Genomic DNA, 25054 nt, shown 5'->3' with positions numbered 1-25054 from the left:
CTCCTGAACTGTTGTCTGCCGTGCCGCTCTTGACCGATCCATCCCCCCTGCCCCAAGCCCTGGACATGGCCCTGACATCGGCCCGCCAGGCCCTCTGGCTGACCTCACCCAACCCGCGCGTGGGCTGTGTCATCACCGCCACAGACGGCACGGTGCTGGGCATTGGCCACACCCAGCGGGCTGGTGGCCCGCACGCCGAAATCATGGCCCTGCGCGACGCGGCCGAACGCGGGCACAGCGTGCAAGGTGCCACCGCCTGGGTGACTCTGGAGCCTTGCGCCCACCAGGGCCGCACCGGGCCGTGCTGCGACGCGCTGGCCGCAGCGGGCATCGGCCGCGTGGTGGCAGCCCTGACCGATCCCAACCCCCAAGTGGCGGGCCAAGGCATGGCACGTTTAGCGGCAGCGGGCGTGCAGACCGACATCCTGAACGTGACGGACGACATCGCCGTGCAGGCCCGCGAACTGAACATCGGGTTTTTCAGCCGCATGGAGCGGGGCCTGCCCTGGGTGCGCATGAAAGTGGCGGCCTCGCTGGATGGGCAAACCGCCTTGCAAAACGGCCAAAGCCAATGGATCACCGGGCCAGAAGCCCGTGCCGATGGGCACGCCTGGCGAGCGCGTGCCTGCGCCATCTTGACCGGCATCGGCACCGTGCTCGAAGACGATCCCCAGCTGAACGTGCGAGGGCTGGACACCCCACGCCAGCCACACTTGGTGGTGGTGGACAGCCGCCTCGACATGCCACTGAACGCCCAACTGCTGGACACCCAAGGCGCAGGCGATCAGGCGCGGCAGATCTGGATTTACACAGCGGTTGACCCTGCCAACGCAGAGCACGCGCTCAAACGTGCGGCACTGACAGCACGCGGCGCCCGGGTGATCGACATGTCGGGCCCCGGCGGCAAGGTGGACCTGGCCGCCATGCTGCGCGACCTGGCCCGGCGCGAGATCAACGAGCTGCATGTCGAAGCCGGCCACAAGCTCAACGGCTCCTTCATCCGCGAAGGACTGGTGGACGAATACCTCGTCTACCTGGCCCCCAAGCTGATGGGCCCTGGCCAGGGCATGGCCAATTTGCCAGCGCTCACGGCGCTGAGCGATTCGGTCCAGCTCGCATTTCATGCGGTGGAGCGCATCGGCCCCGATCTGCGCCTGCTGCTGCGCAAAGCTTGAAGATCAGAACGTCAGCGTCTTCACGCCCGTCGATGTCCCCAGCAAACACACCTGCGCTTTTTGCAGCGCGAACACGCCGACCGTCACCACGCCCGGCCACTGGCTGACGGTGTTTTCAAACACCACCGGGTCGGTGATCTTCAGACCCTTCACGTCCACGATGTGCTGGCCGTTGTCGGTCACAAGCGGCTGTCCGTCTTTGAGGCGCACGGCGGCCGTGCCGCCCATGACCGCAAACTGGCGCATCACGCGGGCCGTGGCCATCGGAATCACTTCCACGGGCAAGGGGAAGGAGCCCAGCACATTGACCAGCTTGCTCTCATCGGCGATGCAGACAAACTGCTTGGACTGCGCCGCCACAATTTTTTCACGGGTGAGCGCCGCGCCGCCGCCCTTGACCATGTGGCCCTGGTGGTCGATCTCGTCAGCGCCGTCGATGTAGACCGACAGGCTCTCGACCTCGTTGCTGTCAAACACAGGAATGCCCAAGGCCTTCAGGCGCACGGTGGAGGCTTCGGAGCTGGACACCGCGCCCTTGATCTGGTCTTTCATGGTGGCCAAGGCGTCGATGAATTTATTCACCGTCGAGCCCGTGCCCACGCCGACGATCTCGCCAGGGACAACGTATTTCAGGGCGGCTTGGCCCACCAGGGCTTTGAGTTCGTCTTGGGTCATGAAAGGGGCTCGGTTTGTGAGTGAAAAAAGACAGGCCGGGGTTTGCGACAATCAGGGCCACCGATTCAAACGCCGCAGATCTCTGCGCCAGCCCGGAATTATCCAATGTCCCTGATCCCTTACGCCCTCGCCCGTTCGTTTTTGTTCAAGATGGACCCCGAGGAGGCGCACGAACTGACCATCGAGGGCCTGGCCCGCACGCAAAACACCCCACTCGACCGGGTTTACCGCCAGCCCTTTGTCGCCCAGCCCATCACACTGGCGGGCTTGCACTTCCCCAACCGCGTGGGCCTGGCGGCAGGTCTGGACAAAAACGCCCGCTGCATCGACGGCCTGGGCGCCATGGGTTTTGGCTTTGTCGAAGTCGGCACCGTCACGCCCAAGGCGCAGCCGGGCAACCCCAAACCGCGCATGTTCCGCCTGCCCGAGGCGCAAGCCCTGATCAACCGCCTGGGCTTCAACAACGACGGGCTCGACGCCTTCATCGCCAACGTCAAGCGCTCCAAGTTCCGCCAGCAAGGTCGCCTGCTGGGCCTGAACATCGGCAAAAACGCCGCCACCCCCATTGAAAACGCCACCGACGATTATTTGATCGCGCTGGCGGGCGTTTACCCGCATGCCGACTACGTGACGGTGAACATCTCCAGCCCCAACACCAAAAACCTGCGCGCCTTGCAAAGCGATGAAGCGCTGGACGGCTTGCTGGGCGCTCTGGTGTCGAGGCGCGAAGAACTGGCCGCCGAGCACGGCCGCCGCGTGCCCATGTTCCTCAAAATCGCTCCCGATCTGGATGAAACCCAAGTCGGCGTGATCGCCGCTACGCTGCAAAAACATGGCATGGATGGCGTGATCGCCACCAACACCACACTGGCGCGCGACGCGGTGAGCGGCCTGCCTCATGCCGAAGAAATGGGTGGCCTGTCCGGCTCACCCGTGCTGGAAGGCAGCAACCGCGTGATCTGCCAGCTGCGCGCCACGCTGGGCAAAGACTTCCCCATCATCGGTGTGGGCGGCATCCTGAGCGGACACGATGCCATCGCCAAGATCGAGGCTGGAGCCGACGTGGTGCAGATCTACACAGGCCTGATCTACAAAGGCCCGGCGCTGGTCACAGAAGTGGCCAGTGCGCTGCAGCAATTGAAGAGCTGAGTCCGAACCAATGAGGATTACGCTTAAAATTCCTATATGAAAATAAAAAATATTTCTTTACAACTAATTATTTTGCTTTGTCTTTCTGCTTGCGAAAGAAATGCTCCACCGTCAGCTTACGCAATGCGAGAACATATTGTAGGGAAACTCACAGAGCAGCAAATTCGTGAGATTCGTGCTGAAGCTGAGAAAGATTTTGAGCAAACTATTGCAGAAGCAAAGAAAAACGAGTCCGAATTTTGGGCTAAACGGGCAGAGAAAGTCGCGAAATATGGCGCTCAATGCCAAGAAATTGGATTTAAGACAAAAAACCCAGATAAGTGTGATAACTCATTACCTATAAGCTGGAACAGCGTAGGAAGCTTACCAGCTGGCTATGAGTCAGTCGACTCAATCTTCGAGAAGAAGTTAATGGGTATCTGTAACTTTGCGGATACCGTTACGAAAGCCAAGCGACTGGGATGTTTACCGTAGATAGATTGGGGTAATTTTGCAAGTCCGAGCCATCCCCAGCCTAAGTAGCCTACATCACTGATGCCTAAACAAGGTTTTTTAGGGATCAATTGGTTTTCATTAAATGAAATCAGTCCTTGAAGTACACCAGCTGGTGCGTGCTCGCCAGCAGCTGGCCTTCGGGGCTCCACAGCTCGCCGGTCTGGTCAAAATATCCGTGGCGGTAGTTGAGTGCCTTGGCCACGCCCAGCACATGGCGCGTGCCCACCTGCGCCAGCAGGGCGCTGTCGGCGTGGAAATAGGTGGTCAGTGACACCGTCCCGATCATGGCCCGGCGGCGACGACGGATGTAGATGCGCGGGAAAAAGCTGTCGCTGATGGCCGCCATCGAGGCAAAATCCATGGCCCGCTCGGGCTCATCGCGCACCCACAGGGTGGAGCGCGAGTGGGTTTGTTCTTGCTCGTCAAAGGCCGAGGGGAAAGCACCTTCGACAAAACGCATGTCGTAGCGCTGCGGCCAGGCGGGCATGCCCTTGACAGGCATGCGGGGCACAGCATCGGGCGCGGGGACGTTGGCGGGCATCACCGCCTCAACATCCGACCAGGTCTCGCGCCGCACGGCAAACACGGCGGTGGCTGTGGCCACCACGCCTTCGGCCTGGTGGGCTTGGATGATCCAGTGCTGCGTGGATCGGTTGGTGCGCACGGGTCGAGCCACAAAGCGGATGTCGCCATCGGCCACCGGAGCAGCAAAGTTGACCGTGAGCGCCACCGGCTCGCCCAGGCGATCGGGGTGCAGCATGGCCGACTGCAACAGCTGCGCAGCGGTGGTGCCCCCAAAGGGCCCGACCATGTTGGCATAGGCCGGATGGGTTGCGCCTGTGAATTCGTGGGGTGCGTCCGCAAGGGCAGAGGCGCGCAGGTCAATGGCTTCGTCGAGTGGGTGCATGCGCGCCATGATAGGCGCGCGCCTGCCGCCTGCGCTGTCCCAAAAGCGATCAGCCCAGCCGGGCGCACACCTCGTCAGCCATCGCCAACGAACTCGTCAAACCCGGCGACTCGATGCCCAACAGATTCACCAGACCGGGCATGCCGTGCTGGGCCGGTCCCTGGATCATGAAATCGGCTGCTGCCTCGTGAGGGGCGTTGATCTTGGGGCGCATACCCGCATAACCTGGCTGCAGCGCACCATCCTGCAAGGCGGGCCAGTATTTGCGCACTTCGGCATAAAAAGCGTCACCCCGGCGCGGGTCGACTTGCAGATCGGCCGGGTCATCCACCCACTGCACATCAGGTCCGAACTTGGCCTGCCCCCCCAGGTCGAGCGTGAGGTGTACGCCCAAGCCCGCCGCCTCGGGCACGGGGTAGATCAAACGCGAAAACGGCGCCTTGCCCGCCAGCGTGAAGTAATTGCCTTTGGCGAAGTAGGCTTGCGGCAACAAACTGTGGTCCAGACCCTCCATGGCACGCGCCATTGGCACGGCGTTCAGGCCTGCGGCATTGACCAGCACCTGGCAAGCCAGCTCGGTGCCGTCTTGCGTGGTCACGCGGATCGGGTGCGTGGCGGTGCCATGCTTGAGACCGATGTGCTGCACGGGCGAGACCAGCGCCAGCAGGCCACCCGCGTTTTCCATGTCGCCTTGCAGGGCGAGCATCAGGCCGTGGCTGTCTATGACACCCGTGCTGGGCGAGAGCAGCGCGGCTTCGCAGGCCAGCGCGGGCTCCAGTGCCTGGGCCTCGGCGGCGCTGAGTTTTTGCAGGTCGTGCACGCCGTTGGCGGCGGCCTTGGCCATGATGCCGTCGAGCGCCAGCACTTGCTCGGGGCTGGTGGCCACGATCAGCTTGCCCAGGCGCTGGTGCGCCACACCGCGCTCAGCGCAATAGGCATACAGCATTTGCTTGCCCTGCACGCACAGCCGCGCCTTGAGCGAGCCTGCCGGGTAGTAAATGCCCGCGTGGATGACCTCGCTGTTGCGCGAGCTGGTGCCCGTGCCAATGGCGTTCTCTGATTCGAGCACCATCACCTCGCGGCCTGACAACGCCAGCGCCCGCCCCACAGCAAGGCCGACCACGCCAGCCCCGATCACGACAGCATCTACTTGTTCCATGGGCCCCATTGTGTCGCAAGCTGGGCGAATTCCCTGTTCGGGTGACACCCGAAGGACAGACACGGACACCTCAACCGGGCAGACTGCCCAGCATTCAAGAAGGAGACCGTTTCATGTCGTTGTTCAACCTAAAAGGCAAAGTCGCCATCGTCACTGGCTCCAGCCGGGGCATTGGCCGATCCATCGCGCACCAACTGGCCCGGCAAGGCGCCAGGGTGGTGGTATCCAGCCGCAAGCAGGACGCCTGCGAAGTGGTGGTCAAGGAAATCCAGGCCGCAGGCGGCGAAGCCATGGCGATTGCCGCCAGCATCTCCAGCAAAGAACAACTGCAAAACCTGATCGCCCAGACCCGCGCGGCTTGGGGCCCGATCGATATCCTGGTGTGCAACGCGGCCACCAACCCCTATTACGGCCCCACCACGGGCATGAGCGACGAGGTCTTCGACAAGGTCATGCGCAACAACGTGCTGTCCAACACCTGGCTGTGCAACATGGTCTACCCGGACATGAAGGCCAAGAAGGACGGCGCCATCGTGATCGTCTCGTCGATTGGCGGCCTGCACGGCTCGGCCATCATCGGGGCCTACAACATTTCCAAGGCGGCCGACATGCAGCTGGCGCGCAACCTGGCCGTGGAATGGGGCCCGGACAATATTCGGGTGAACTGCATCGCACCGGGCTTGATCAAGACCGACTTTGCCAAAGCGCTGCACGAAGACCCGGTGTTGAGTGCCAAGTACAACAAGGAGACGCCGCTGCGCCGCATGGGCGAGCCCGACGACATTGGCGGTGTGGCGGTGTTCCTGGCCAGCCCGGCCGGGCAGTATGTGACGGGGCAGACCATCGTGGCAGATGGCGGGATGATGATCCGCTGACTGCGCTGGGTGCTGGGTGCTGGGTGCTGGCTGCTGGGTGCTTCGGGCACCTCATGAGGGAGTACCCAAAATCGGTGCCCAGCCCCAGCCCACGCTCAGCTCAGTCGGATTTCGCCCATATTTTGTAGTTCGGTACCTTCAGGTCCAACAGCCCTGCTGAAAAATGCAAAAAGCCCGCGTCAGCGGGCTTTTTGACTTGGGCAAACCTTCGATCAGCCGAAGTTCTTCTCAGCGAAAGACCAGTTGACCAGCTTGTCGAGGAAGGTCTCGACGAACTTGGGGCGCATGTTGCGGTAGTCGATGTAGTAGGCGTGTTCCCACACGTCCACGGTCAACAAAGCGGTGTCGCCCGTGGTCAGGGGTGTGCCAGCGGCGCCCATGTTGACGATGTCCACCGAACCGTCGGCTTTCTTGACCAGCCATGTCCAGCCGGAGCCGAAGTTGCCTACAGCGCTCTTGACGAAAGCTTCTTTGAAAGCGGCGTAGCTGCCGAACTTGGCGTTGATGGCGGCTGCCAATGGGCCTGTGGGCTCACCGCCGCCGTTGGGCTTCATGCAGTTCCAGAAGAAGGTGTGGTTCCAGATCTGGGCCGAGTTGTTATAGATGCCGCCGCTGGACTTCTTGATGATCTCTTCGAGGGACATGCTCTCGAATTCAGTGCCTTTTTGCAGGTTGTTCAGGTTCACCACATAAGCGTTGTGGTGCTTGCCGTGGTGAAACTCCAGAGTTTCCTGGCTGTAGTGAGGGGCCAAAGCGTCGATCGCATAAGGCAGTGCGGGCAAGGTGTGTTCCATGAAGGTGTCCTTTTGTTGTTGCAGGTTGAAGGTAGACCCGTGCATTTTAGGGGTTGCCTGATCGCCCTTTGGAGCGGCAGGTCACTGAAAACAGTGTCAACCCGGCTATTGCCGTCGTGGGCTGATACCCAGAAACCGATTTTGAAGAGCTCACGCTGCCCATCGCCGTCATGGGCCGGGGCCTGGGCGCCGATTTTGGGTACTCCCTCATGAGGTGCCCAGGCCCCGACCCATGACGGCTTACCCGCATCCGCCAAATCAGCCTCAACCCATGCAAGCATTCGGCTGCAGGGGCGACCTCCCACAAGGAAAACAAGGACTCTCTGATCAGTCCTGTACTTTCAAGGGCACTTCGCCGTCAGCCAGCGTCGCCCGAACCGCCTGGCCTGGCTGAAACTGGGCGGCGTGGGTCAGAGCCTGACCATGCGCATCGCTCAGCCAGGCGTAACCCCGCTCGAGCACCTGACGCGGGTCCACCGATGACAGACGCAAAGCGGCATGCTCCAGCCGCTGGGCGCGTTGCGGCACCTGCTGGCCCAAATTAAAGCGCAGTCGGTCATTCAAGCGCTCCAACTGGTGCGCTCGGTCCGTCAATGGGCTTTGCACGCCCGCTTGCAAACGGTGCGCCAAGCGGTCCAGCCACTGGCGGTGCTGGCCCAGCAGGGCTTGCGGGCGACCCAAACGGGTGGAAATCGCGTTCAGGCGCTGACCCTGCCGTTCTTGCTGACGGACCAAACCCACCCCCAGGCGTGCCGCCACCGCATCCAAACGTTGCGCTTGGCGGTCCTGCTGTCGCAGTAGCCCCCGGCCGAGGCGCTGCTCCAGCACCGACAGGGCTTCCAGACCCACGCCCCGGTCGGTCGCGGCCAGCTCGGCTGCGGCCGTGGGCGTGGGGGCACGCACGTCGGCCACAAAGTCGGCGATGGTGAAATCCGTCTCGTGGCCCACACCGCAAATGAGCGGCACCGGGCTTTGGGCGATCAAGCGAGCCAGGTTTTCGTCGTTGAAGGACCACAGGTCCTCCATCGAGCCGCCGCCGCGCACCAACAAAATCACGTCCACGGGCGGGCACAGCGGGTTGTCTTCGGCCGTGAGGGCGTAAATGCTTTGCAAGGCCTGCGCCAGCGTGGGGGCTGCGCCTGCGCCTTGCACCAAGGCCGGGGCCATCAGCACCGGGATGTGGGGCACGCGCCGCTGCAACGCGGTCACCACGTCGTGCCAAGCGGCTGCGCCCAATGACGTGACCACCCCAATGGCGCGGGGCTGGGCGGGCAACTCGCGTTTGTGCGCGGGGTCGAACAGGCCTTCGGCTTCGAGCTTGGCCTTCAGACGCAAAAACTGCTCAAACAACGCGCCCAGCCCTGCGCGTTCCATGGATTCAACGATCAGCTGCAGATCGCCCCGGGCCTCGTAAACCCCCAAACGGCCCCGCACTTCGACCAATTCGCCGTCGCGCGGGGCGAAGTCCATCACACTGGCGGCACGCCGGAACATGGCGCAGCGGATCTGGCCCGTGTCGTCCTTGAGCGAAAAATAACAATGCCCGCTGGCGGCCCGCGAAAAACCCGAAATCTCGCCGCGCACGGTGACCGGGTTGAACGGGGCGTCCAGCGTGTCAGCGATGGCGCGGCACAGCGCGGAAACTGTCCACGCGCGCGGCTTCAGATCGTCGTTCAAGGGCATGGGATTGAGGTTTTATCAGCGTTTCACGGGCATTTCAGGCGGCAAACCCTGATCTGTTCAGCCCAAGTACTCCACAAGCCAAGCCCGATGCGGCTTTTGACTACTGCGGTGCAAGTGCAACAGTAAGGCCATCGTAAGCCATTGATTTTGTTGAGTATTTTAAAAATAGCCGGGCGAATTTTTGAGAATTAATATATACCTGAGTATGCTGAACAGCGCGACAGGCCAAGTTCTTCACAAAGTTATCCACAGAAATCCCAACATCCGGCCCCTGTTTGCAGGGCAGCGCGGGCATTGGCCGATAATCAGCCCGTTCGCGACGCCATCAACGGGAAGGTTTTTTTCTTGCTGTCCATCATACAAGCCGCCGGTTGGCCCATCTGGCCCCTGATTTTGTGTTCCATTGTGGCCTTGGCCTTGATCCTGGAGCGCTGCTGGCAGTTGCAAGCTGCCAAGGTCATGCCCCCCAACATCCTGGCGCAAACCATCGAGGCCTCGCAACGCGGTGTGCCCCTGCCCGAAATGATCCAGGCCCTGGACAAAGCCGGGGCCATGGGGCCGGTACTGGCCAGCGGGCTGCGTTGTCTGCAAGCCAACCCGCAAGCCACCAGCGAAGACATCCAGGCCCAGATGCAAATGGCGGGCCGTCTGGCTGCCCAAGGGCTGGAGCGCTACCTGCCTGCGCTGGCCACCATCGCCTCGGCGGCCCCTTTGCTGGGCTTGCTGGGCACGGTGGTCGGCATGATCGAGATTTTTGGCGCGCACACCGCGGCCAACAACCAGCCCGCCTTGCTGGCCCAAGGCATTTCGGTGGCGCTTTACAACACCGCTTTTGGCTTGATCGTGGCCATTCCGGCGCTGATGTTCTGGCGCTACTTTCGCGCGGTGGTGGACCGCCATGTGCTGGCCATGGAAGTGGCCGCCGAGCACTTTGCCCGTTACCTGGGCCTTGCGCGCACCTGAGGGCTGGCTGTGAACTTCAAGACCCCTCGCACCGCCCCCGAGCCCGAGATCAACCTGATCCCGTTCATTGACGTGCTCTTGGTGGTGCTGATCTTTTTGATGCTCACCACCACCTGGTCGAGGCTGACCGAGATCCAGCTGAACCTGCCCGTGGCCGACGCCAGCGCGTCCAGCCAGCGGCCTCGCCAGATTGTGCTGACCATCAGCGCGCAAGGACAGTACGCCATCAACAAATCGCCTGTAGGTGCCAGCTCGGTGGGCGCTTTGGTGGCGGTGTTGACCCCGCTGGCCGACAAAGACGCGATGCTGGTGATCAGCGCCGACGCTGCTGCCTCGCACCAAAGCGTCATCCACGCCATGGAGGCGGCACGCCGCAGCGGTTTGTCCAAAATCACCTTTGCTGCCCAGTCGGCCGAAGTGCCGGGCTCCTGATTGGCATGGGCCTGTCCGCCTACCTCCACCAGCTTTTGCCCCGCATCTGGTTGCGGCGTGGTCCACTCGCCTGGGCCTTGCGCCCGCTGGCGGCCTTGTATGGCGCACTCATGGCGCTACGGCGCATGGCCTACGCCTGGGGTCTGTTCAAAACCCGGCGCGTCCCCGCTCTGGTCATCGTGGTGGGCAATGTGGTGGCAGGCGGTGCAGGCAAAACGCCTGTGACCATCGCCTTGGCCAAGCACTTGCGCTCCCGGGGATTGCAGGTCGGGGTGATCTCACGCGGGCATGGACGCCGAACGCATGACGCGCGGGCCGTGACGCACAACAGCCACCCACTGGACGTAGGGGACGAACCCTTGCTGATCCACCAAGCCACGGGCGTGCCCGTTTGGGTGGCGCGGGCCCGGGCTGATGCGGCACTGGGCTTGTTGCAAGAACACCCGGGGGTGCAAGTGCTGATTTGCGACGATGGCTTGCAGCACCTGGCTTTGGCCCGCGACCTCGAAATATGCGTGATGGACGAACGCGGCACGGGCAACGGCTGGTTGCTGCCGGCAGGGCCCCTGCGCGAAGCCTGGCCGCGCCGGGTCGATTGGGTGCTGCACACGGGGCCGACCCGTTCGGCTCATGCGTCAGATAAGGACCAGCCCACCCAATACCAAGCCACACGCCAGCTGGCAGACCATGCCATCACCGCGACGGGCCAGCGCATGGCGCTGAGCGAACTGAGCCAGCGCCCCTTGCATGCCGTGGCCGGACTGGCTCGGCCAGAGGCTTTTTTCCAGATGTTGCGCCAATCGGGCCTTAGCCTCGCCACCACCACCGCCCTGCCCGACCACCACGACTACCAGGACTGGCAAGCACGCCCCGACCGCACCTGGCTGTGCACCGAGAAAGACGCGGCCAAACTCTGGCCCCATGAACCCGGTGCGCTGGCCGTGCCCTTGGTGCTCACGCCCGAAAATGATTTTTGGGCAGCCCTGGATGCGCGCATGGACACACTTTTGCAGCACTGACGCCCACCTGTACCGCCACACGGCGGACCATGGCCCCGTTATCATTGACGGCATGGACACCAAATTGCTTGAACTGCTGGTTTGCCCGGTCACCAAAGGCCCGCTCAACTTCGACCGCGAACGCCAGGAACTGCTCTCGCGCAGCGCCCGCTTGGCCTATCCGGTGCGCAAGGGCATCCCGATCTTGCTGGAAAACGAAGCCCGCACCCTGAGTGACGAAGAAATCGACCGACTGGCCGCACTGCGTCCTGCGCTCTGACAATTGACCATGACAGATGCCCCAGCGCAACGCGGCTTCACCGTGGTGATTCCTGCCCGCATGGCGTCCAGCCGCCTGCCCGACAAACCCTTGGCCGATATTGGCGGATTGCCCATGGTGGTGCGCGTCGCGCAACAGGCCCTGCAGTCTGAGGCCAGCCAAGTGGTGGTGGCCGCAGACGACGAACGGATCGTGGCCGCCTGCGCCGCCCACGGCGTGCGGGCCCTGTTGACCCGCCAAGACCATCTGAGCGGCAGCGACCGGTTGGCCGAAGCCTGCCAACTGCTGGGCTTGTCCGATGACGCGGTGGTGGTCAATGTGCAGGGCGACGAACCCCTGATGCCACCCGCGCTCATCAACGAAGTGGCCCGCGTGCTGAGCGAGCGGCCCGATGCCAGCATGAGCACGGCCGCCCACACGATCGGCTCGGTCGAAGAATTCACCAACCCCAATGTGGTCAAAGTGGCCATGGATGCCCGCCAGATGGCGCTGTATTTCAGCCGTGCCCCCATTCCCTGGTGGCGTGAGGGCCAGTCGGACTCGGGCTTCAAGGCCTTGCCCAGCCCAGCGCCGCTGCGCCACATCGGCATTTACGCTTACCGGGTTGGTTTTCTGGCGCTGTTTCCGACCTTGCCGCCCGCCCCGATTGAAACCATGGAGTCGCTGGAGCAACTGCGCGCCCTGTGGCATGGCCACCGAATCGCGGTGCATGTGACGCCCGAAGCCCCCGGCCCCGGCGTCGACACGCCGCAAGATCTGGCGCGTGTGCGCAGCCTCATCGGCTGAATTGAAAACCAGGGTAGACGTCGTAAGCCAACTTTGAGCCTGGCGTGATATTCTCAAAAACAATCTGGCAGCGGTGACAAAGCCCGTCTTGCCAAAACCATTTCAAACGATAAGGACCTTCCCATGAGACTGATTCTGTTAGGCGCACCCGGCGCCGGCAAAGGCACGCAAGCCACTTTCATCTGCCAGAAATACAACATCCCCCAAATCTCCACAGGTGACATGCTGCGCGCAGCCGTCAAGGCCGGCACCCCCCTGGGCCTGCAAGCCAAAGCCGTCATGGAGTCCGGTGGTCTGGTCAGCGACGACCTGATCATCAACCTGGTCAAGGAACGCATCGCCCAGGCCGACTGCGCCAATGGCTTCCTGTTTGACGGCTTCCCCCGCACCATCCCCCAAGCCGATGCCATGAAGGCTGCGGGCGTCAAACTCGACTACGTGCTCGAAATCGACGTGCCCTTTGATGCCATCATCGAACGCATGAGCGGCCGCCGCTCCCACCCCGCCTCTGGCCGCACTTACCATGTCAAATTCAACCCGCCCAAGGTGGCTGGTGTCGACGACCTGACTGGCGAGCCCTTGGTGCAACGTGCCGACGACCAGGAAGAAACCGTGAAGAAGCGTCTGGATGTTTACAGCGCCCAAACCCGACCACTGGTGGACTACTACTCTGGCTGGGCCAAACAAGACCCCACCGCCGCCCCCAAATACCGCGCCATTCAAGGCACGGGCAGCGTGGAAGACATCACCGCCCGTGCTTTCGAGGCGCTGGCGAGCTGATTCTTCAGCTCAGCCACCCCCACAAAGCCCCGCCCTGCGGGGCTTTGTGCTTTCGGGGCCAGCTCAGCCCTGGCCCATCAAATCCAGCATCAAGCTCACCCGCGCCTTGTAGGCGTTCAGGCCTCGTGGTGCTGTCTGCAAAGCGGGTTGCCCCACAATCTGGCCTTCGGCGCAGCGGGTGGCCACGCGCACGGCCACACCTTGGTCCTGCGCTCGGGCGAGCGCCACCCACAGGGCCTGGTGCACCGTGCCGTTGCCAGTGCCCACCACCACCAGCCCCTTCACACCTGCAGCCACCAAGGCATCCACTTGTCTCGCGTCGGCACCGGCATGGCTGGGCACGACCTCGACCCAAGGCCAATCGGCAGCAGGCTGCCCAAGCGCCAGCTGGGCATGAGCATGCGCCACCGGCCAAGCGCCCGGGTCTGTCCAACGCACAACGCCTTGCTCCACCCAGCCGCGCGGTCCTGCCTCACCCGAGCTGAAAGCGTCTAAGCGGTAAGGATGGACTTTTTGCACGTCACGGGCGCTGTGGATGCGCCCCGCACAAACGGCCAACACCCCCCGAGCCATCGGGTCGCGCACCACAGCCATGGCGTCGATCACATTTTGTGGCCCATCGGGCGAAAGCGCCGTGGCCGGGCGCATCGCGCAGGTCAGCACCACCGGTTTGTGGGTGTGCAGCAGCATTTGCAAAAACCAGGCGGTTTCTTCCAGCGTGTCGGTGCCGTGCATGATGACGATGCCCCCCACGTCCGCCTGCGCGAGCCAGTGGACACCACGCTGCGCCAAGACCTGCCAGGTGGCGTGGTCCATGTCCTTGCTGTCGAGCTGCGCCACTTGCTCGCACACCAGCTGATCGCCTTGCAGGGCATCACCCAGGCCCGGCACCGCGTCCAGCAGCTGCTGCACCCCCAGCTGTCCGGCGGTGTACGCCGTGTGGTCTGCGGCGCTCGCGGCCGTGCCGGCAATGGTGCCCCCTGTGCCCAAAACCACGATTTTTTGAATTTTTTTTGCGTTTACCACTTGCACAGCCCTAAAAACTGGTTAAAAATACAGTCACTGGATGAAAAAACAGCCTCATCCATTTCCTACAAGGAGACCGCCATGTCCGACAGCCCCAAACTCACCGCCCGGCAGCAGGAAATTCTGGAACTTATCCAGAACACCATCGCCAACACCGGTGCCCCACCCACGCGTGCCGAAATCGCCAGCGTGCTGGGCTTCAAGTCGGCGAACGCGGCTGAAGAACACCTCAAGGCCCTGGCCCGCAAAGGCGCCATCGAACTGGTCAGCGGCACCTCGCGCGGCATCCGCCTCAAAGGCAGCAACCGCAGCGCTTTGCGGGCACCGTCCGACTTGTTCAGCCTCACCCTGCCCGGCTTGGGTCAATTGAGTTTGCCGCTGGTCGGCCGTGTTGCAGCCGGTTCTCCCATTTTGGCGCAAGAGCATGTGGACCGGACCTATCAGATTGAAAGCAGCTTGTTTGCCGAGCCACCCGATTACTTGCTGCGCGTTCGCGGCATGTCCATGCGGGACGCAGGCATCATGGACGGCGACCTGCTGGCCGTGAAATCCACCAAAGAAGTCCGCAACGGGCAAATTGTGGTGGCACGGCTGGGCGATGAAGTCACCGTCAAGCGGCTTCGCAAGACCAGCGGCGGCATCGAGCTGTTGCCCGAAAATCCCGACTACCCCACGATCGTGGTCAACCCCGAAGAGCCCTTCGACATCGAAGGCTTGGCCGTGGGCCTGATCCGCAACACACTCCTGATGTAAAGCACCTGCTTGTTGCATCAGGTGGCGGGCGCTGGCAGCATGGTTCTGCCAGCCCTGATGCAACAGGCTTCTTCAGCAATCCTGCCTGTGTCCAACCTCCATGCTTTTGAAAGGTTTCACATGGGAATCGCTCTGCTTGCTTTTTCGGGTCTTTTTCAAGGCCTCTCCAGTCTCCACCGTGCAGCACCTGTTGCGGTCAAACCGCAACGCAGCAAGGCCTATTTGCGGCCGGTCTGGGCCACACGCCAGCCAGCGTGCGGGCCTCTGGCAGCGCGCAACGCGCCCCAGCCGCAACGCACCCCAGCTGTGGCCACACCCGCCCTGCGCGTTGTGCGGGTGACCGACAGCGATCAACGGGTCAAAGGTGCCGGTCGCATGGTGATTTCAGGGCGCATGGCCGATGTCTGCGCTGAACTGGACCGCCTGGCCGCACTGGAAGCCGCACAGGCCCGCATTTGACATCCAATGCCGTCCGGCTGACCTGAAGGGGTCGCCTCGTCAAGGCACAATGGAGGGATGAACATTGTGATCCTTGACGACTACCAAGATGCAGTGCGCAAACTCGACTGCGCAGTCAAACTCGAAAACTTCCCGGCCAAGGTCTACACCAACACCGTCAAGGGCATCGGGCAGCTGTCTGTGCGTTTGAAAGACGCAGACATCATCGTGCTGATCCGCGAACGCACCCAGCTCACGCGGGCCCTGATCGAAAAACTGCCGCGCTTGAAGCTGATTGCCCAGACAGGCCGGGTGGGTGGGCACATCGATCTGGCCGCCTGCACAGAACGCGGCGTGGCCGTGGCCGAAGGTGTCGGCTCTCCGGTCGCGCCCGCCGAGTTGACCTGGGCCTTGATCATGGCCGCGGCCCGTCGACTGCCTCAGTACATCGGCAACCTGAAACACGGCGCCTGGCAGCAATCGGGCCTGAAGGCCGGCTCGATGCCTGCCAATTTCGGGCTGGGCACCGTGCTGCGCGGCAAAACGCTGGGCATTTGGGGATACGGCCAGATTGGTCAGCTGGTGGCCGGATACGGCAAAGCCTTTGGCATGGATGTCATGGTTTGGGGCAGCGACGAGTCTCGCACGCGGGCCGTCCAGCATGGCCACAGGGCCGCCAGCAGTCGCGTTGCCTTTTTTGAAGAGTCCGATGTGTTGTCGCTGCATTTGCGGTTCAACGAAGCCACCCAGGGCCTGGTCACAGGCGATGACCTGGGTCGAATGAAGCCTACCGCCTTGTTTGTGAACACCTCGCGCGCCGAGCTGATCGAACCCAACGCACTGATCGGTGCCTTGAACCGCGGTCGCCCCGGCTTGGCAGCAGTCGACGTTTTCGAATCCGAGCCCATTTTGCAAGGCTCGGCCCTGCTCCGCCTGGAAAACTGCATTTGCACACCGCACATCGGTTATGTCGAAAAAAACAATTACGAACTGTATTTCGGTGCCGCATTCGACAACGTGGTGAATTTCATCAAAGGCACCCCCACCAACATCGTCAATCCCGGCGCTCTGCAAGTGCGGCGCTGAGCCTGTATGACCACACCTTTTGGTAGGTGAACTCAGGCCATAATCTTGGGTGTTCTTCTGCTGTACAAGCCGGAGCCTGCAGGCAGCAGTTGTTAGACGCCATATTGAATCCCTTTAAGACTTCTTTTTTATGACCCTTGCATTCTCCAAAGTTGCCATCATCGGCGCCGGCGCCATGGGCCGGGGCATCGCCCAAATCGCCGCACAAGCAGGCAGCCAGGTCTGGCTGTACGACACGCAGGCCGAAGCCATCGCCAAAGCCCGCGACGCGGTGTTTCAGCAGTGGGACAAGCTGCAGGAAAAAGGCCGCCTGACGGCCGAAGCTGTGGCTGGTCACAAAAGCCGCCTGCTGGGCGCTGCCACGCTGCAAGACCTAGCGGGCTGCGAGCTGGTGGTCGAGGCCATTGTGGAAAAGCTCGAGATCAAGAAAAGCCTGTTCAGTGATCTGGAAAAAGTGCTGGCACCCAGCGCTGTGCTGGTGACCAACACCTCGTCGCTCTCGGTCACGGCCATTGCTACCGCCTTGCAGCGCCCGGGCCAGTTTGCGGGTTACCACTTCTTCAACCCCGTGCCGCTCATGAAAGTGGTCGAGGTGATCGCAGGTCTCAAAACCGATCCAGCGGTCTGCCAGCGCCTGTCCGACTTTGCGCGTCAGATGGGCCACACGCCCGTGCAAGCACAAGACACCCCCGGCTTCATCGTCAACCACGCGGGCCGTGGCTACAGCACCGAAGCGCTGCGCATCGTGAGCGAGGGCATTGCCGATTTCGCCACCATCGACCGCATTCTGCGCGACCAGGTGGGCTTCAAACTCGGACCCTTCGAACTGTTTGACCTCACGGCCCTGGACGTGTCGCACCATGTGATCGAAGCGATCTACCACCAGTATTACGAAGAGCCGCGCTACCGCCCCAACGTGATCACGGCCCAGCGCCTGGCCGGTGGAGTGGTCGGCAAAAAAGTCGGCGATGGCTTCTACAAGTATGTCGACGGTGTGGCCCAAGTGCCAGCCGAGCCGCCTGTGCCTGTGGTCGACAATATCCCTCCCGTGTGGGTCTCGCCCCGCGCAGCACGCCGCATGGAGCTGCTGCAACTGCTCAAGGACCTGGGCGCCAAAATCGAAACCGGTGCCTCCCCATCGCCCGAGGCGCTGACCCTGGTGGCGCCCTTGGGCTTTGACATCACCACGGTGGCCGTGGTCGAACGCCTGGACCCAGCCCGCACGGTGGGCATCGACATGCTGATCGACGACGCTGCCACCAAACGCCGCGTGCTGGCCACCAACCCTGCCACCCGCGCCGACATGCGCGATGCTGCGCACGCCCTGTTTGCCCGCGACGGCAAGGCCGTGTCGGTGATCCGAGACAGCGGCGGTTTTGTGACCCAACGCGTGGTAGCCACCATCGTGAACATCGCCTCCGACATTTGCCAGCAACGCATCTGCACCCCGCAAGACCTGGAAACGGCTGTCACGTTGGGCCTGGCTTACCCCTTGGGACCTTTGGCCATGGGCAACCGTTATGGCCCGACCAATGTGCTGGAAGTGCTGTTCAACCTGCAAACGGTCTATGGTGACCCACGCTATCGCCCCAGCCCCTGGTTGCGCCGACGCGGCGCCATTGGTCTGTCGCTGATGCACACCGAAGACTGATCAGCCTCAACACCAAGGACGCCCATGACCGCCCAATTGCTCAGCACCAGCGAAGGCCAGACCCTGGTTTTGACCCTCAGCAACCCGGAGTTTCGCAACGCCCTCGGTCCCGAGATGTACGCCGCAGGCGTCGAAGCTTTGAGCGTGGCCGAATCCAGCGCCGATGTGCGCAGCGTGGTCATCACCGGGGCCAACGGCATCTTCAGCGCAGGTGGCAATTTGCAGCGCCTGCAAAACAACCGCCATTTGCCGCCTGAGCACCAAGCGCAAAGCATCGAAGGCCTGCACAACTGGATCGAAGCCATCCGCACTTTCCCCAAACCGGTGATTGCGGCGGTGGAAGGTCCTGCCGCTGGTGCCGGTTTTTCGCTGGCATTGGCTTGCGACATGATCGTGGCCGCCCGTAACAGCGTGTTCGTGATGGCCTACAGCTCGATTGCCTTGTCGCCCGATGGCGGGGGCAGCTGGAGTCTGTCGCGCGCTGTGCCGCGCCAACTGGCCACCGAGCTGCTGATGTGCGGCGAGCGCATCGGTGCCGAACGTTTGCAGCAGCTGGGCGTGGTGAATCGACTGGTGGACGCCGGACAAGCCCTGCAGCAGGCTTTGCAACTGAGCGAACAGCTCAACGCCCGCGCTCCCAATGCGCTGGCCAGCATCAAGGAATTGCTGGGCGATGCCGACGGCAGCAGCCTCAATGCGCAACTGGCGCGTGAGCGCGACCACTTTGTCAAAAACCTGCACCACGCCAATGCGGGCATCGGCATTTCCGCATTCCTGAACAAGCAAAAACCCGAATACGAATAAAGCGACTGGTCCCCCAGGCGACAAAAAAACGATTCCCAGTCACTCAAAGGACAGAGCATGGACGAACCGATTCTGACAATGGAGGAAAGAGAGGCGATCAATGGTGGTCGCTGGTTCTCAACCCTTTCACCTTCACTTCGTCACGACATACTTCGATGCGCTTACGTCAAACGTTTCAAGGACGGCGACATGCTCGCGGCACGGGGAGACCCGCCCGAGCAATGGATTGCCTGTGCCAAGGGCGCGGTGCGCGTGAGCTCGACCTCGGTGTCGGGCAAGCAGATCACCTTGACCTATGTGGAGCCGGGCATCTGGTTTGGCGATGTGTCGATCTTCGACGGGGACCGACGCACGCACGATTGTTATGCACACGGCGACACGACCACGCTCAACGTGGCCAAGGCCGACTTCAAGAAAATCCTGTCCCAGCACGTCGAGTTTTACGAAGCCATGCTGCGTCTGCAGTCGCGCCGCATTCGCCAGCTGTACGGTCTGGTGGAAGACCTCAACACCCTGCCCTTGCGCGCGCGCTTGGCCAAACAGCTCAACCACTTGCTGCGCAGCTACGGCGTGCCCAGTCTGTCGGACGCCAAGGCGATCCGCATCAGCCTGCAACTGGCCCAGGAAGAACTGGCCCAGCTGCTGGGTGCGTCGCGCCAGCGCGTCAACCAGGAACTCAAGCAAATGGAACGCGAGCAGATCATCCGCATCGAGCCCGGTGGCTTGGTGGTGCTCGATCGCGATGCATTGCTGCTGATCGTGAACGCGGACCACTGACGCGCCACAGTTTTTTCATCTCACCGCTGACTGCAGCGGCCCTTGATTTTCGACGGGTCACCCCATGAGTGCTTTTGATCATTTCGTGGGGACCCGGCCTGTCACCGGCACCCACACCTTCGACATCCCGGCCTTGGAAAGCTGGCTCACGGCCAAGCTGCCCGGGTTTGCAGGCCCCTTGAGCGTGGAAATGTTCAAGGGTGGCCAATCGAACCCTACCTACAAGCTGATCACCCCTTCACGCCAATACGTGATGCGGGCCAAACCCGGCCCGGTGGCCAAGCTGCTGCCCTCAGCCCATGCCATCGAACGCGAGTTCACCGTGATGCAAGGCTTGCACGGCACCGACGTGCCCGTGGCGCAAATGCATGCGCTGTGCGACGACGAGTCGGTGATTGGCCGCGCGTTTTATGTCATGGAGTTCGTGCAAGGCCGCGTGCTGTGGGACCAGTCTCTGCCCGGCATGACGCCTGCTGAGCGCGGAGAAATTTACGACGAGATGAACCGTGTGCTGGCGGCGCTGCACAAAGTCGACTTTGCCAAGCAAGGCCTGGCCAGCTATGGCAAACCGGGTAACTACATCGAGCGCCAGATCGGCCGCTGGAGCAAACAATACGCCGCCTCCATCACCCAACCCATCCCCGAGATGGACCAGCTGATCGACTGGCTGCCGAAAAACATCCCGGACAGCGCCAAGGACGATTCGCTGGTCAGCATCGTGCACGGTGATTACCGCCTGGACAACCTGATGTTTCACCCCACCAAAGCCCGCGTGCTGGCGGTACTCGACTGGGAACTGTCCACCCTGGGCCACCCGCTGGCCGACTTCAGCTACCACTGCATGGCCTGGCACATCAGCCCGGGGACCTTCCGCGGCATTGGCGGGCTCAATCTGGCAGAGCTCGGCATTCCCTCTGAAGCCGAATACATCCGCCGCTATTGCGAGCGCACCGGCTTCACCACGCCCGAGGCCTTGGCCAAAGACTGGAATTTTTACCTGGCCTACAACATGTTCCGCATCGCGGCCATCTTGCAAGGCATTGCCAAACGCGTCGAAGACGGTACTGCGTCCAGCGAACAAGCCAAAACTTCAGGCGCAGGGGCCCGCCCCATGGCCGAGTTGGCCTGGCGCTTTGCCCGCCAAGCGTGACCCCATTTTTAAGAACCGAATCCCAACCCTAGGAGAGAGACCATGGATTTTGAATACACCCCCAAGGTCAAAGACATGCAGGCCCGCTTGCTCGCCTTCATGGACGAGCACATCTACCCCAACGAGGCGAGGTTCTTTGAAGAAATTGCCGAAAACCGCGCCAAAGGCAATGCTTGGGTGCCCACCAAAATCGTCGAGGAGCTCAAGCCCAAGGCCCAAGCCGCCGGCCTGTGGAACCTGTTTTTGCCCAAGTCCAAGCGGGCGCCACAGGGTTTGTCCAACCTGGAATACGCGCCCATGTGCGAAATCATGGGGCGTGTGCCTTTTGCCGCCGAGGTCTTCAATTGCTCGGCACCTGATACGGGCAACATGGAAACCCTGGAGCGTTACGCCAGCGAAGAACTCAAGGACCAGTGGCTGGAACCCTTGCTGCGCGGCGAGATCCGCTCGGCCTTTTTGATGACCGAGCCCGATGTGGCTTCGTCCGACGCCACCAACATCGAGTGCGAAATCCGCCGCGAAGGCAACGAGTATGTGATCAACGGCCGCAAGTGGTGGTCGTCCGGCGCGGGCGACCCACGCTGCGCGGTCTACATCGTGATGGGCAAGACCAACCCCGACGCGGGTCGCCACGAGCAGCAATCCATGATCGTGGTGCCCGCCAACGCGCCGGGCATCACCGTGGTGCGTGCCCTCTCAGTGTTTGGCTACGACGACGCCCCGCACGGCCACATGGAAGTCGTACTCAAAAACGTGCGTGTCCCTGCCGAGAACATTTTGCTGGGCGAAGGCCGTGGCTTTGAAATCGCGCAAGGTCGCTTGGGCCCTGGCCGCATCCACCACTGCATGCGCTCGATTGGCATTGCCGAGCGGGCGCTCGAGCTGATGTGCAAACGCCTGAACGAGCGTGTCGCATTTGGCCGCGAAGTGGCCCGCCAGACCGTATGGCAAGAGCGCATCGCCGAGTCGCGCTGCATGATCGAGCAGGCCCGCCTGCTCACCCTCAAAGCCGCCTACATGATGGACACCGTCGGCAACAAGGTCGCCAAGGCCGAGATCGCCATGATCAAGATCGTGGCGCCCAACATGGCCTGCCAGATCATCGACTGGGCCATTCAAGCGCACGGCGGTGGTGGGGTATCACAAGACTTCCCGCTGGCCTATGCCTACGCCCACCAGCGCACCCTGCGCCTGGCCGACGGTCCAGACGAGGTGCACCGCAATTCGCTGGCCAAGCTGGAATTGGCCAAGCAGTTGAGCTTGCCCGGCGATGTCAACATGCCCGTGACACGCGGCAGCTGAACACCCATCAGCCCCCGGAAAAACGGCCTGCTCTGCAGGCCGTTTTCACTGGATTGGCGTCCTTCCAGTGCCTGACGCTCAAGGCCGTTCCCTGTCAGTGCGCTGGCGATGGGTCTTGCGCATGACCAACGGACTTTTTTGAATGCCATGGCCTGAAACAGGCCATTTGGAGGTTAGAATATGCGCAGTCGGAGCGTAGCGCAGCCTGGTAGCGCATCTGCTTTGGGAGCAGAGGGTCGCGAGTTCGAATCCCGCCGCTCCGACCATTTCTTGATGGCTCAACCACAGGAAGATTCCAAAGTCTGTTCTCAGGCAAACCCACAAAAAAAGGCCCGTCAGGGCCTTTTGTGTTTCTGGATTGTTTGACACTTCTGCCCGTAGCTCAGTTGGATAGAGCAACAGCCTTCTAAGCTGTGGGTCACAGGTTCGATCCCTGTCGGGCAGACCAATCGGCCATGCCCGAGCCTTGTGCCATCAGTTGGCGTAATGCGTCTTGCGGCCAGTGTCTGCCAACAAACTGGGCAAAGTCTGCCATGCTTGCGAGATGTCCCTGATCAGGGTTTTGACCTCTTCAAGTGCTGCCAAGTCGTTGTGTGCGTTGATGTGAAACAGTCGACGTGTGATGTACGCGTACAACTCGTTCAGGTTTTGAGCCAACTCGCCGCCGCGCTCAAAATCCAGCGCACCTTGCAGACCCACCACAATGCGACCTGCACGCGCCAAGGCCTTGGATTTATCCTCAATGGCATTGTTCTGAATGTGGCCGGTCGCCGTCGCCAGACTCTCCAGCAAGCCATCAAACAACATCTGGATCAGCTGAATGTTGTCCGCCGTGGCCACACCGGCGGTGACTTGGACAGAACCATAACTCTCAGCAAATTTGGAATAGGCACGCATGGAAAAACCTCTTTACTACTTCAGTAACAGAGGAATCGGCAGAATCTCGGAAAACTTGAGTCCGGACCCACCTTGCAGCTTGCTTTATTTCACCTCAGCGCAGCACCGGGCGAACCTTCGGGCTCTACTGCTGGAGGCACAACAGCTTGTGGGTCCTGGGCGGTGGCAGTCGGAGGATTCAGGATAGGCATCAACCAGTCAGACAAAGGGCTGCCGGTATCCAACAAGGTTTTACTGAGCAAGAATTGCCCGGCTTCATCCATGGAAGCCCGAATTGGGGCCCACTCCGCCTCCGGGGTTTGCGATGCGTTCAGTCCACATTGGTACAAGGCATTGGCCTGAGCCGATGGAATCCACGACTCCACCAGCCCCTTGGAGGTGGAGACTTGCTTGGTATTTTTTGGCTCACCCGAAAAACCACGCTGCCCGTCCTTGAAGCCCTCCTGGTAAAGGGCTTCGATGTGTTTGGACAGCACCACCTGGTACTGGCTTCGCAACTCAGCGATGGCGTCAGCGTCAAGTCCCTCGGCTGCCCGACCGGTCATGGTGTCCCACAGTTTTTTGGAAGACAAGCCCATGAACGGTACCGCCGCACGCGCCGACTTTTCATTGATGGACGTCATCACCTTGCGGGTTTCTTTTTCAATCGCGTTGACACGGTCAATCAGATAGATGACCAGTATCAGGATCAGCAGCAAGCCGATCGCCATCAAGGCATTGACCAAGGCTTCCATAAAGATCAAACGGAGCCAGAGCTCCCTGAAGGGGATTCATTGGAATCCGCACCATCCGCCTTGGCTTGCGAGCCCTCTTCGGCCGCCAGCTCGTCACGCAGGAAACTCAGGACCTGGAAGGGTTCTTGCAAACGCAAATCGTAATAGCTGATTTGATTCGCCAAGGCCTGCATGGCTTCAATGGCTTTTTGTGCGGACAATTCCATTTTTTGGTACCGCGCACCCATCGCGAAAGCCTCAGTCACATATTCTTCGGGCAAATAAGCGTAAATATCGGACTCACCAGCGCGTATTTTCTGAAATTTCGAAGGCACAGGCAGTTCTGGCACGGGCTTGCCAGCTGCGATCGACAGACTGGCCAACTCCTGCCAAGCCGCGGTCTGTTCAGCCCCTGCAATGAATGTTTTGTCCAGATGTGCGCGACAAAGCATGCCCATGCGCATCCGCAGGCTCCGTGCTTCGCGCGAGTCAGAGTCCAAAGACACCACTTTTTCAAACGCCGCCACGGCGCGCTTCATCTCGTCAGCCGGATTGTTGCGATTGAAAATACTGAGCATTGGAGTTTTGAATGGTTTTAAGAGATTTGCAGATTTTGCCGCAACTTCTTCACCACTGTCGAAAGAATTTGACTCACCCTGGACTCGCTGACCCCCAAAACCTCGCCAATTTCCTTGAGATTGAGTTCTTCGACGTAATAAAGCGACATGACCATGCGCTCGCGCTCAGGCAACTGGTCAATCGCCTGGACCACGGCCTCCATGAACTCGGCCTCCTCCACCATGACCTCGGGCTGCATGGCGCTGTCGCCAGGCATGCTCATGACCTCGTCGTTGACCACTTCCATCGAGAAGGTCTCAAAACGCTTGGCCTGCCCCCGCTCCTTGTGGAATTCCTCGATGTCCTTGCCCATGTACAAGGCCAATTCGGCCTGGGTGGGGGCACGCCCGAGCTCGGCGGCCAAAACGTGCACGGCTTCGTTCTCGTTTTTATTGAACGCCACGGCCGAGCGTGGCAAAAAAGATTGCCTGCGCACTTCGTCCAGGATGGCCCCGCGCACCCGGCTGAGTGCGAAATGCTCGAATTCAAAACCTTTGGTGGGGTCAAAAGACCGTGCGGCCTCGATCAGACCGACCATGCCCACCTGAACCAGCTCATCCAGCTCCATGAAAGGCGGCAAACGGGCCTTCAGGTGCACAGCCACCCGCTTGACCATGGGCATGTGCGCCAGGATCAGCGATTCGTGCCGGTTACCGACCTCTTCGTACAAGGAGACGTTGCTGCTCAT

The 25054-nt window shown here is 61.5% G+C and carries 28 protein-coding genes and 2 tRNA genes; 20 read left to right on the top strand and 10 right to left on the bottom strand.

All coding sequences use genetic code 11. The annotated features are described in order from the left end of the window. Positions 1-29 precede the first annotated feature (29 nt). Positions 30-1175, top strand: coding sequence for a bifunctional diaminohydroxyphosphoribosylaminopyrimidine deaminase/5-amino-6-(5-phosphoribosylamino)uracil reductase RibD (ribD, locus tag B9Z34_RS00420; protein WP_369907480.1), 1146 nt, complete (start codon positions 30-32; stop codon positions 1173-1175). 3 nt (positions 1176-1178) lie between these two features. On the opposite strand, the gene rpiA is transcribed toward ribD, so the two are convergent. Continuing rightward, positions 1179-1850, bottom strand: coding sequence for a ribose-5-phosphate isomerase RpiA (gene rpiA, locus B9Z34_RS00415; RefSeq protein ID WP_108426129.1), 672 nt, complete (start codon positions 1848-1850; stop codon positions 1179-1181). 105 nt (positions 1851-1955) lie between these two features. Here rpiA and B9Z34_RS00410 point away from each other — a divergent pair, with 105 nt between their 5' ends. Together B9Z34_RS00410 and B9Z34_RS14425 are read left to right on the top strand one after the other, a co-directional pair. Then, positions 1956-2999 (top strand): quinone-dependent dihydroorotate dehydrogenase, encoded by a 1044-nt coding sequence (locus B9Z34_RS00410; protein ID WP_108426128.1) that lies wholly within the window; start codon positions 1956-1958, stop codon positions 2997-2999. 36 nt (positions 3000-3035) lie between these two features. Further along, on the top strand, positions 3036-3473 hold the full coding sequence (locus tag B9Z34_RS14425; protein ID WP_146179606.1) for a hypothetical protein: 438 nt from the start codon (positions 3036-3038) through the stop codon (positions 3471-3473). A 109-nt stretch (positions 3474-3582) separates the two neighbouring features. Here the strand turns inward: B9Z34_RS14425 and B9Z34_RS00405 are convergent, their stop codons facing one another. Both B9Z34_RS00405 and B9Z34_RS00400 read right to left on the bottom strand, forming a co-directional pair. Beyond that, positions 3583-4410: an acyl-CoA thioesterase II gene (locus B9Z34_RS00405; protein ID WP_108426127.1), complete on the bottom strand. Its 828-nt coding sequence runs from the start codon at positions 4408-4410 to the stop codon at positions 3583-3585. A gap of 40 nt (positions 4411-4450) precedes the next feature. Further along, positions 4451-5560, bottom strand: coding sequence for an NAD(P)/FAD-dependent oxidoreductase (locus B9Z34_RS00400; protein ID WP_108426126.1), 1110 nt, complete (start codon positions 5558-5560; stop codon positions 4451-4453). A gap of 113 nt (positions 5561-5673) precedes the next feature. On the opposite strand from B9Z34_RS00400, the gene B9Z34_RS00395 reads away from it, so the two are divergent. Next, entirely contained in the window at positions 5674-6435 is a 762-nt protein-coding gene (locus tag B9Z34_RS00395; RefSeq protein ID WP_108426125.1) for an SDR family NAD(P)-dependent oxidoreductase, read from the top strand. Between the two features lie 212 nt (positions 6436-6647). Here the strand turns inward: B9Z34_RS00395 and B9Z34_RS00390 are convergent, their stop codons facing one another. Further along, the gene (locus tag B9Z34_RS00390; protein ID WP_108426124.1) at positions 6648-7229 is read right to left on the bottom strand and encodes a superoxide dismutase; all 582 of its coding nucleotides are present in this window, start codon (positions 7227-7229) and stop codon (positions 6648-6650) included. Between the two features lie 327 nt (positions 7230-7556). Beyond that, positions 7557-8912 (bottom strand): exodeoxyribonuclease VII large subunit, encoded by a 1356-nt coding sequence (xseA, locus tag B9Z34_RS00385; protein WP_108426123.1) that lies wholly within the window; start codon positions 8910-8912, stop codon positions 7557-7559. A gap of 345 nt (positions 8913-9257) precedes the next feature. On the opposite strand from xseA, the gene B9Z34_RS00380 reads away from it, so the two are divergent. From B9Z34_RS00380 to adk, 6 genes are all read left to right on the top strand, one after another. After that, positions 9258-9875, top strand: coding sequence for a MotA/TolQ/ExbB proton channel family protein (locus tag B9Z34_RS00380; protein ID WP_108426828.1), 618 nt, complete (start codon positions 9258-9260; stop codon positions 9873-9875). Positions 9876-9884: 9 nt separating this feature from the next. After that, a complete protein-coding gene (locus B9Z34_RS00375; RefSeq protein ID WP_108426122.1) occupies positions 9885-10307 on the top strand; it encodes a biopolymer transporter ExbD in 423 nt (140 codons plus the stop codon). Continuing rightward, positions 10304-11326 (top strand): tetraacyldisaccharide 4'-kinase, encoded by a 1023-nt coding sequence (gene lpxK / locus B9Z34_RS00370; protein WP_369907561.1) that lies wholly within the window; start codon positions 10304-10306, stop codon positions 11324-11326. The genes B9Z34_RS00375 and lpxK overlap by 4 nt, the downstream gene beginning before the upstream one ends. A 52-nt stretch (positions 11327-11378) precedes the next feature. Continuing rightward, complete coding sequence (locus tag B9Z34_RS00365; RefSeq protein WP_108426120.1) at positions 11379-11585, top strand: Trm112 family protein; 207 nt, start codon at positions 11379-11381, stop codon at positions 11583-11585. A 9-nt stretch (positions 11586-11594) separates the two neighbouring features. Continuing rightward, complete coding sequence (gene kdsB, locus B9Z34_RS00360; protein ID WP_108426119.1) at positions 11595-12371, top strand: 3-deoxy-manno-octulosonate cytidylyltransferase; 777 nt, start codon at positions 11595-11597, stop codon at positions 12369-12371. A gap of 123 nt (positions 12372-12494) precedes the next feature. After that, on the top strand, positions 12495-13151 hold the full coding sequence (gene adk, locus B9Z34_RS00355; RefSeq protein ID WP_108426118.1) for an adenylate kinase: 657 nt from the start codon (positions 12495-12497) through the stop codon (positions 13149-13151). Between the two features lie 63 nt (positions 13152-13214). Here adk and B9Z34_RS00350 read toward each other — a convergent pair whose 3' ends face one another. Next, on the bottom strand, positions 13215-14141 hold the full coding sequence (locus B9Z34_RS00350; RefSeq protein ID WP_233249401.1) for an asparaginase: 927 nt from the start codon (positions 14139-14141) through the stop codon (positions 13215-13217). A gap of 117 nt (positions 14142-14258) precedes the next feature. On the opposite strand from B9Z34_RS00350, the gene lexA reads away from it, so the two are divergent. The 10 genes from lexA to B9Z34_RS00300 all read left to right on the top strand — a co-directional run bounded on the left by lexA (position 14259) and on the right by B9Z34_RS00300 (position 22586). Next, entirely contained in the window at positions 14259-14930 is a 672-nt protein-coding gene (gene lexA, locus B9Z34_RS00345; protein ID WP_108426116.1) for a transcriptional repressor LexA, read from the top strand. Positions 14931-15050: 120 nt separating this feature from the next. Beyond that, on the top strand, positions 15051-15389 hold the full coding sequence (locus tag B9Z34_RS00340) for a hypothetical protein (RefSeq protein ID WP_108426827.1): 339 nt from the start codon (positions 15051-15053) through the stop codon (positions 15387-15389). Between the two features lie 57 nt (positions 15390-15446). Further along, positions 15447-16454 carry a D-2-hydroxyacid dehydrogenase family protein gene (locus B9Z34_RS00335; RefSeq protein WP_108426115.1) on the top strand — a complete coding sequence of 336 codons (1008 nt, stop codon included), beginning with the start codon at positions 15447-15449 and terminating at the stop codon, positions 16452-16454. A 130-nt stretch (positions 16455-16584) separates the two neighbouring features. Further along, on the top strand, positions 16585-18105 hold the full coding sequence (locus tag B9Z34_RS00330) for a 3-hydroxyacyl-CoA dehydrogenase (protein WP_108426114.1): 1521 nt from the start codon (positions 16585-16587) through the stop codon (positions 18103-18105). Positions 18106-18129: 24 nt separating this feature from the next. Then, positions 18130-18909 (top strand): oxepin-CoA hydrolase, alternative type, encoded by a 780-nt coding sequence (locus tag B9Z34_RS00325; protein ID WP_108426113.1) that lies wholly within the window; start codon positions 18130-18132, stop codon positions 18907-18909. Positions 18910-18966: 57 nt separating this feature from the next. After that, positions 18967-19686, top strand: a complete 720-nt coding sequence (locus B9Z34_RS00320; RefSeq protein WP_108426112.1) for a Crp/Fnr family transcriptional regulator — start codon at positions 18967-18969, stop codon at positions 19684-19686. A gap of 64 nt (positions 19687-19750) precedes the next feature. Then, positions 19751-20836: a phosphotransferase gene (locus tag B9Z34_RS00315; protein ID WP_108426111.1), complete on the top strand. Its 1086-nt coding sequence runs from the start codon at positions 19751-19753 to the stop codon at positions 20834-20836. Positions 20837-20878: 42 nt separating this feature from the next. Continuing rightward, positions 20879-22138 carry an acyl-CoA dehydrogenase family protein gene (locus B9Z34_RS00310; RefSeq protein ID WP_108426110.1) on the top strand — a complete coding sequence of 420 codons (1260 nt, stop codon included), beginning with the start codon at positions 20879-20881 and terminating at the stop codon, positions 22136-22138. A 189-nt stretch (positions 22139-22327) separates the two neighbouring features. Then, a tRNA-Pro gene (locus tag B9Z34_RS00305) sits at positions 22328-22404 on the top strand. Between the two features lie 105 nt (positions 22405-22509). Then, positions 22510-22586 (top strand) — tRNA-Arg (locus B9Z34_RS00300). A 26-nt stretch (positions 22587-22612) separates the two neighbouring features. Here the strand turns inward: B9Z34_RS00300 and fliS are convergent. The 4 genes from fliS to fliA all read right to left on the bottom strand — a co-directional run bounded on the left by fliS (position 22613) and on the right by fliA (position 25054). Beyond that, entirely contained in the window at positions 22613-23035 is a 423-nt protein-coding gene (gene fliS, locus B9Z34_RS00295; protein WP_108426109.1) for a flagellar export chaperone FliS, read from the bottom strand. A gap of 89 nt (positions 23036-23124) precedes the next feature. Continuing rightward, the gene (locus B9Z34_RS00290) at positions 23125-23769 is read right to left on the bottom strand and encodes a hypothetical protein (RefSeq protein ID WP_199220034.1); all 645 of its coding nucleotides are present in this window, start codon (positions 23767-23769) and stop codon (positions 23125-23127) included. Between the two features lie 5 nt (positions 23770-23774). Next, a complete protein-coding gene (locus B9Z34_RS00285) occupies positions 23775-24212 on the bottom strand; it encodes a hypothetical protein (protein ID WP_233249354.1) in 438 nt (145 codons plus the stop codon). A 131-nt stretch (positions 24213-24343) separates the two neighbouring features. Further along, positions 24344-25054 (bottom strand): RNA polymerase sigma factor FliA, encoded by a 711-nt coding sequence (gene fliA / locus B9Z34_RS00280; protein ID WP_108426826.1) that lies wholly within the window; start codon positions 25052-25054, stop codon positions 24344-24346.

It is taken from the genome of Limnohabitans sp. Hippo3 (genome assembly GCF_003063665.1).
Classification (GTDB): domain Bacteria; phylum Pseudomonadota; class Gammaproteobacteria; order Burkholderiales; family Burkholderiaceae_C; genus Limnohabitans_A.
Note: the sequence above shows the minus strand (reverse complement) of the source record. Positions and strands in the feature narration are given on the sequence as shown.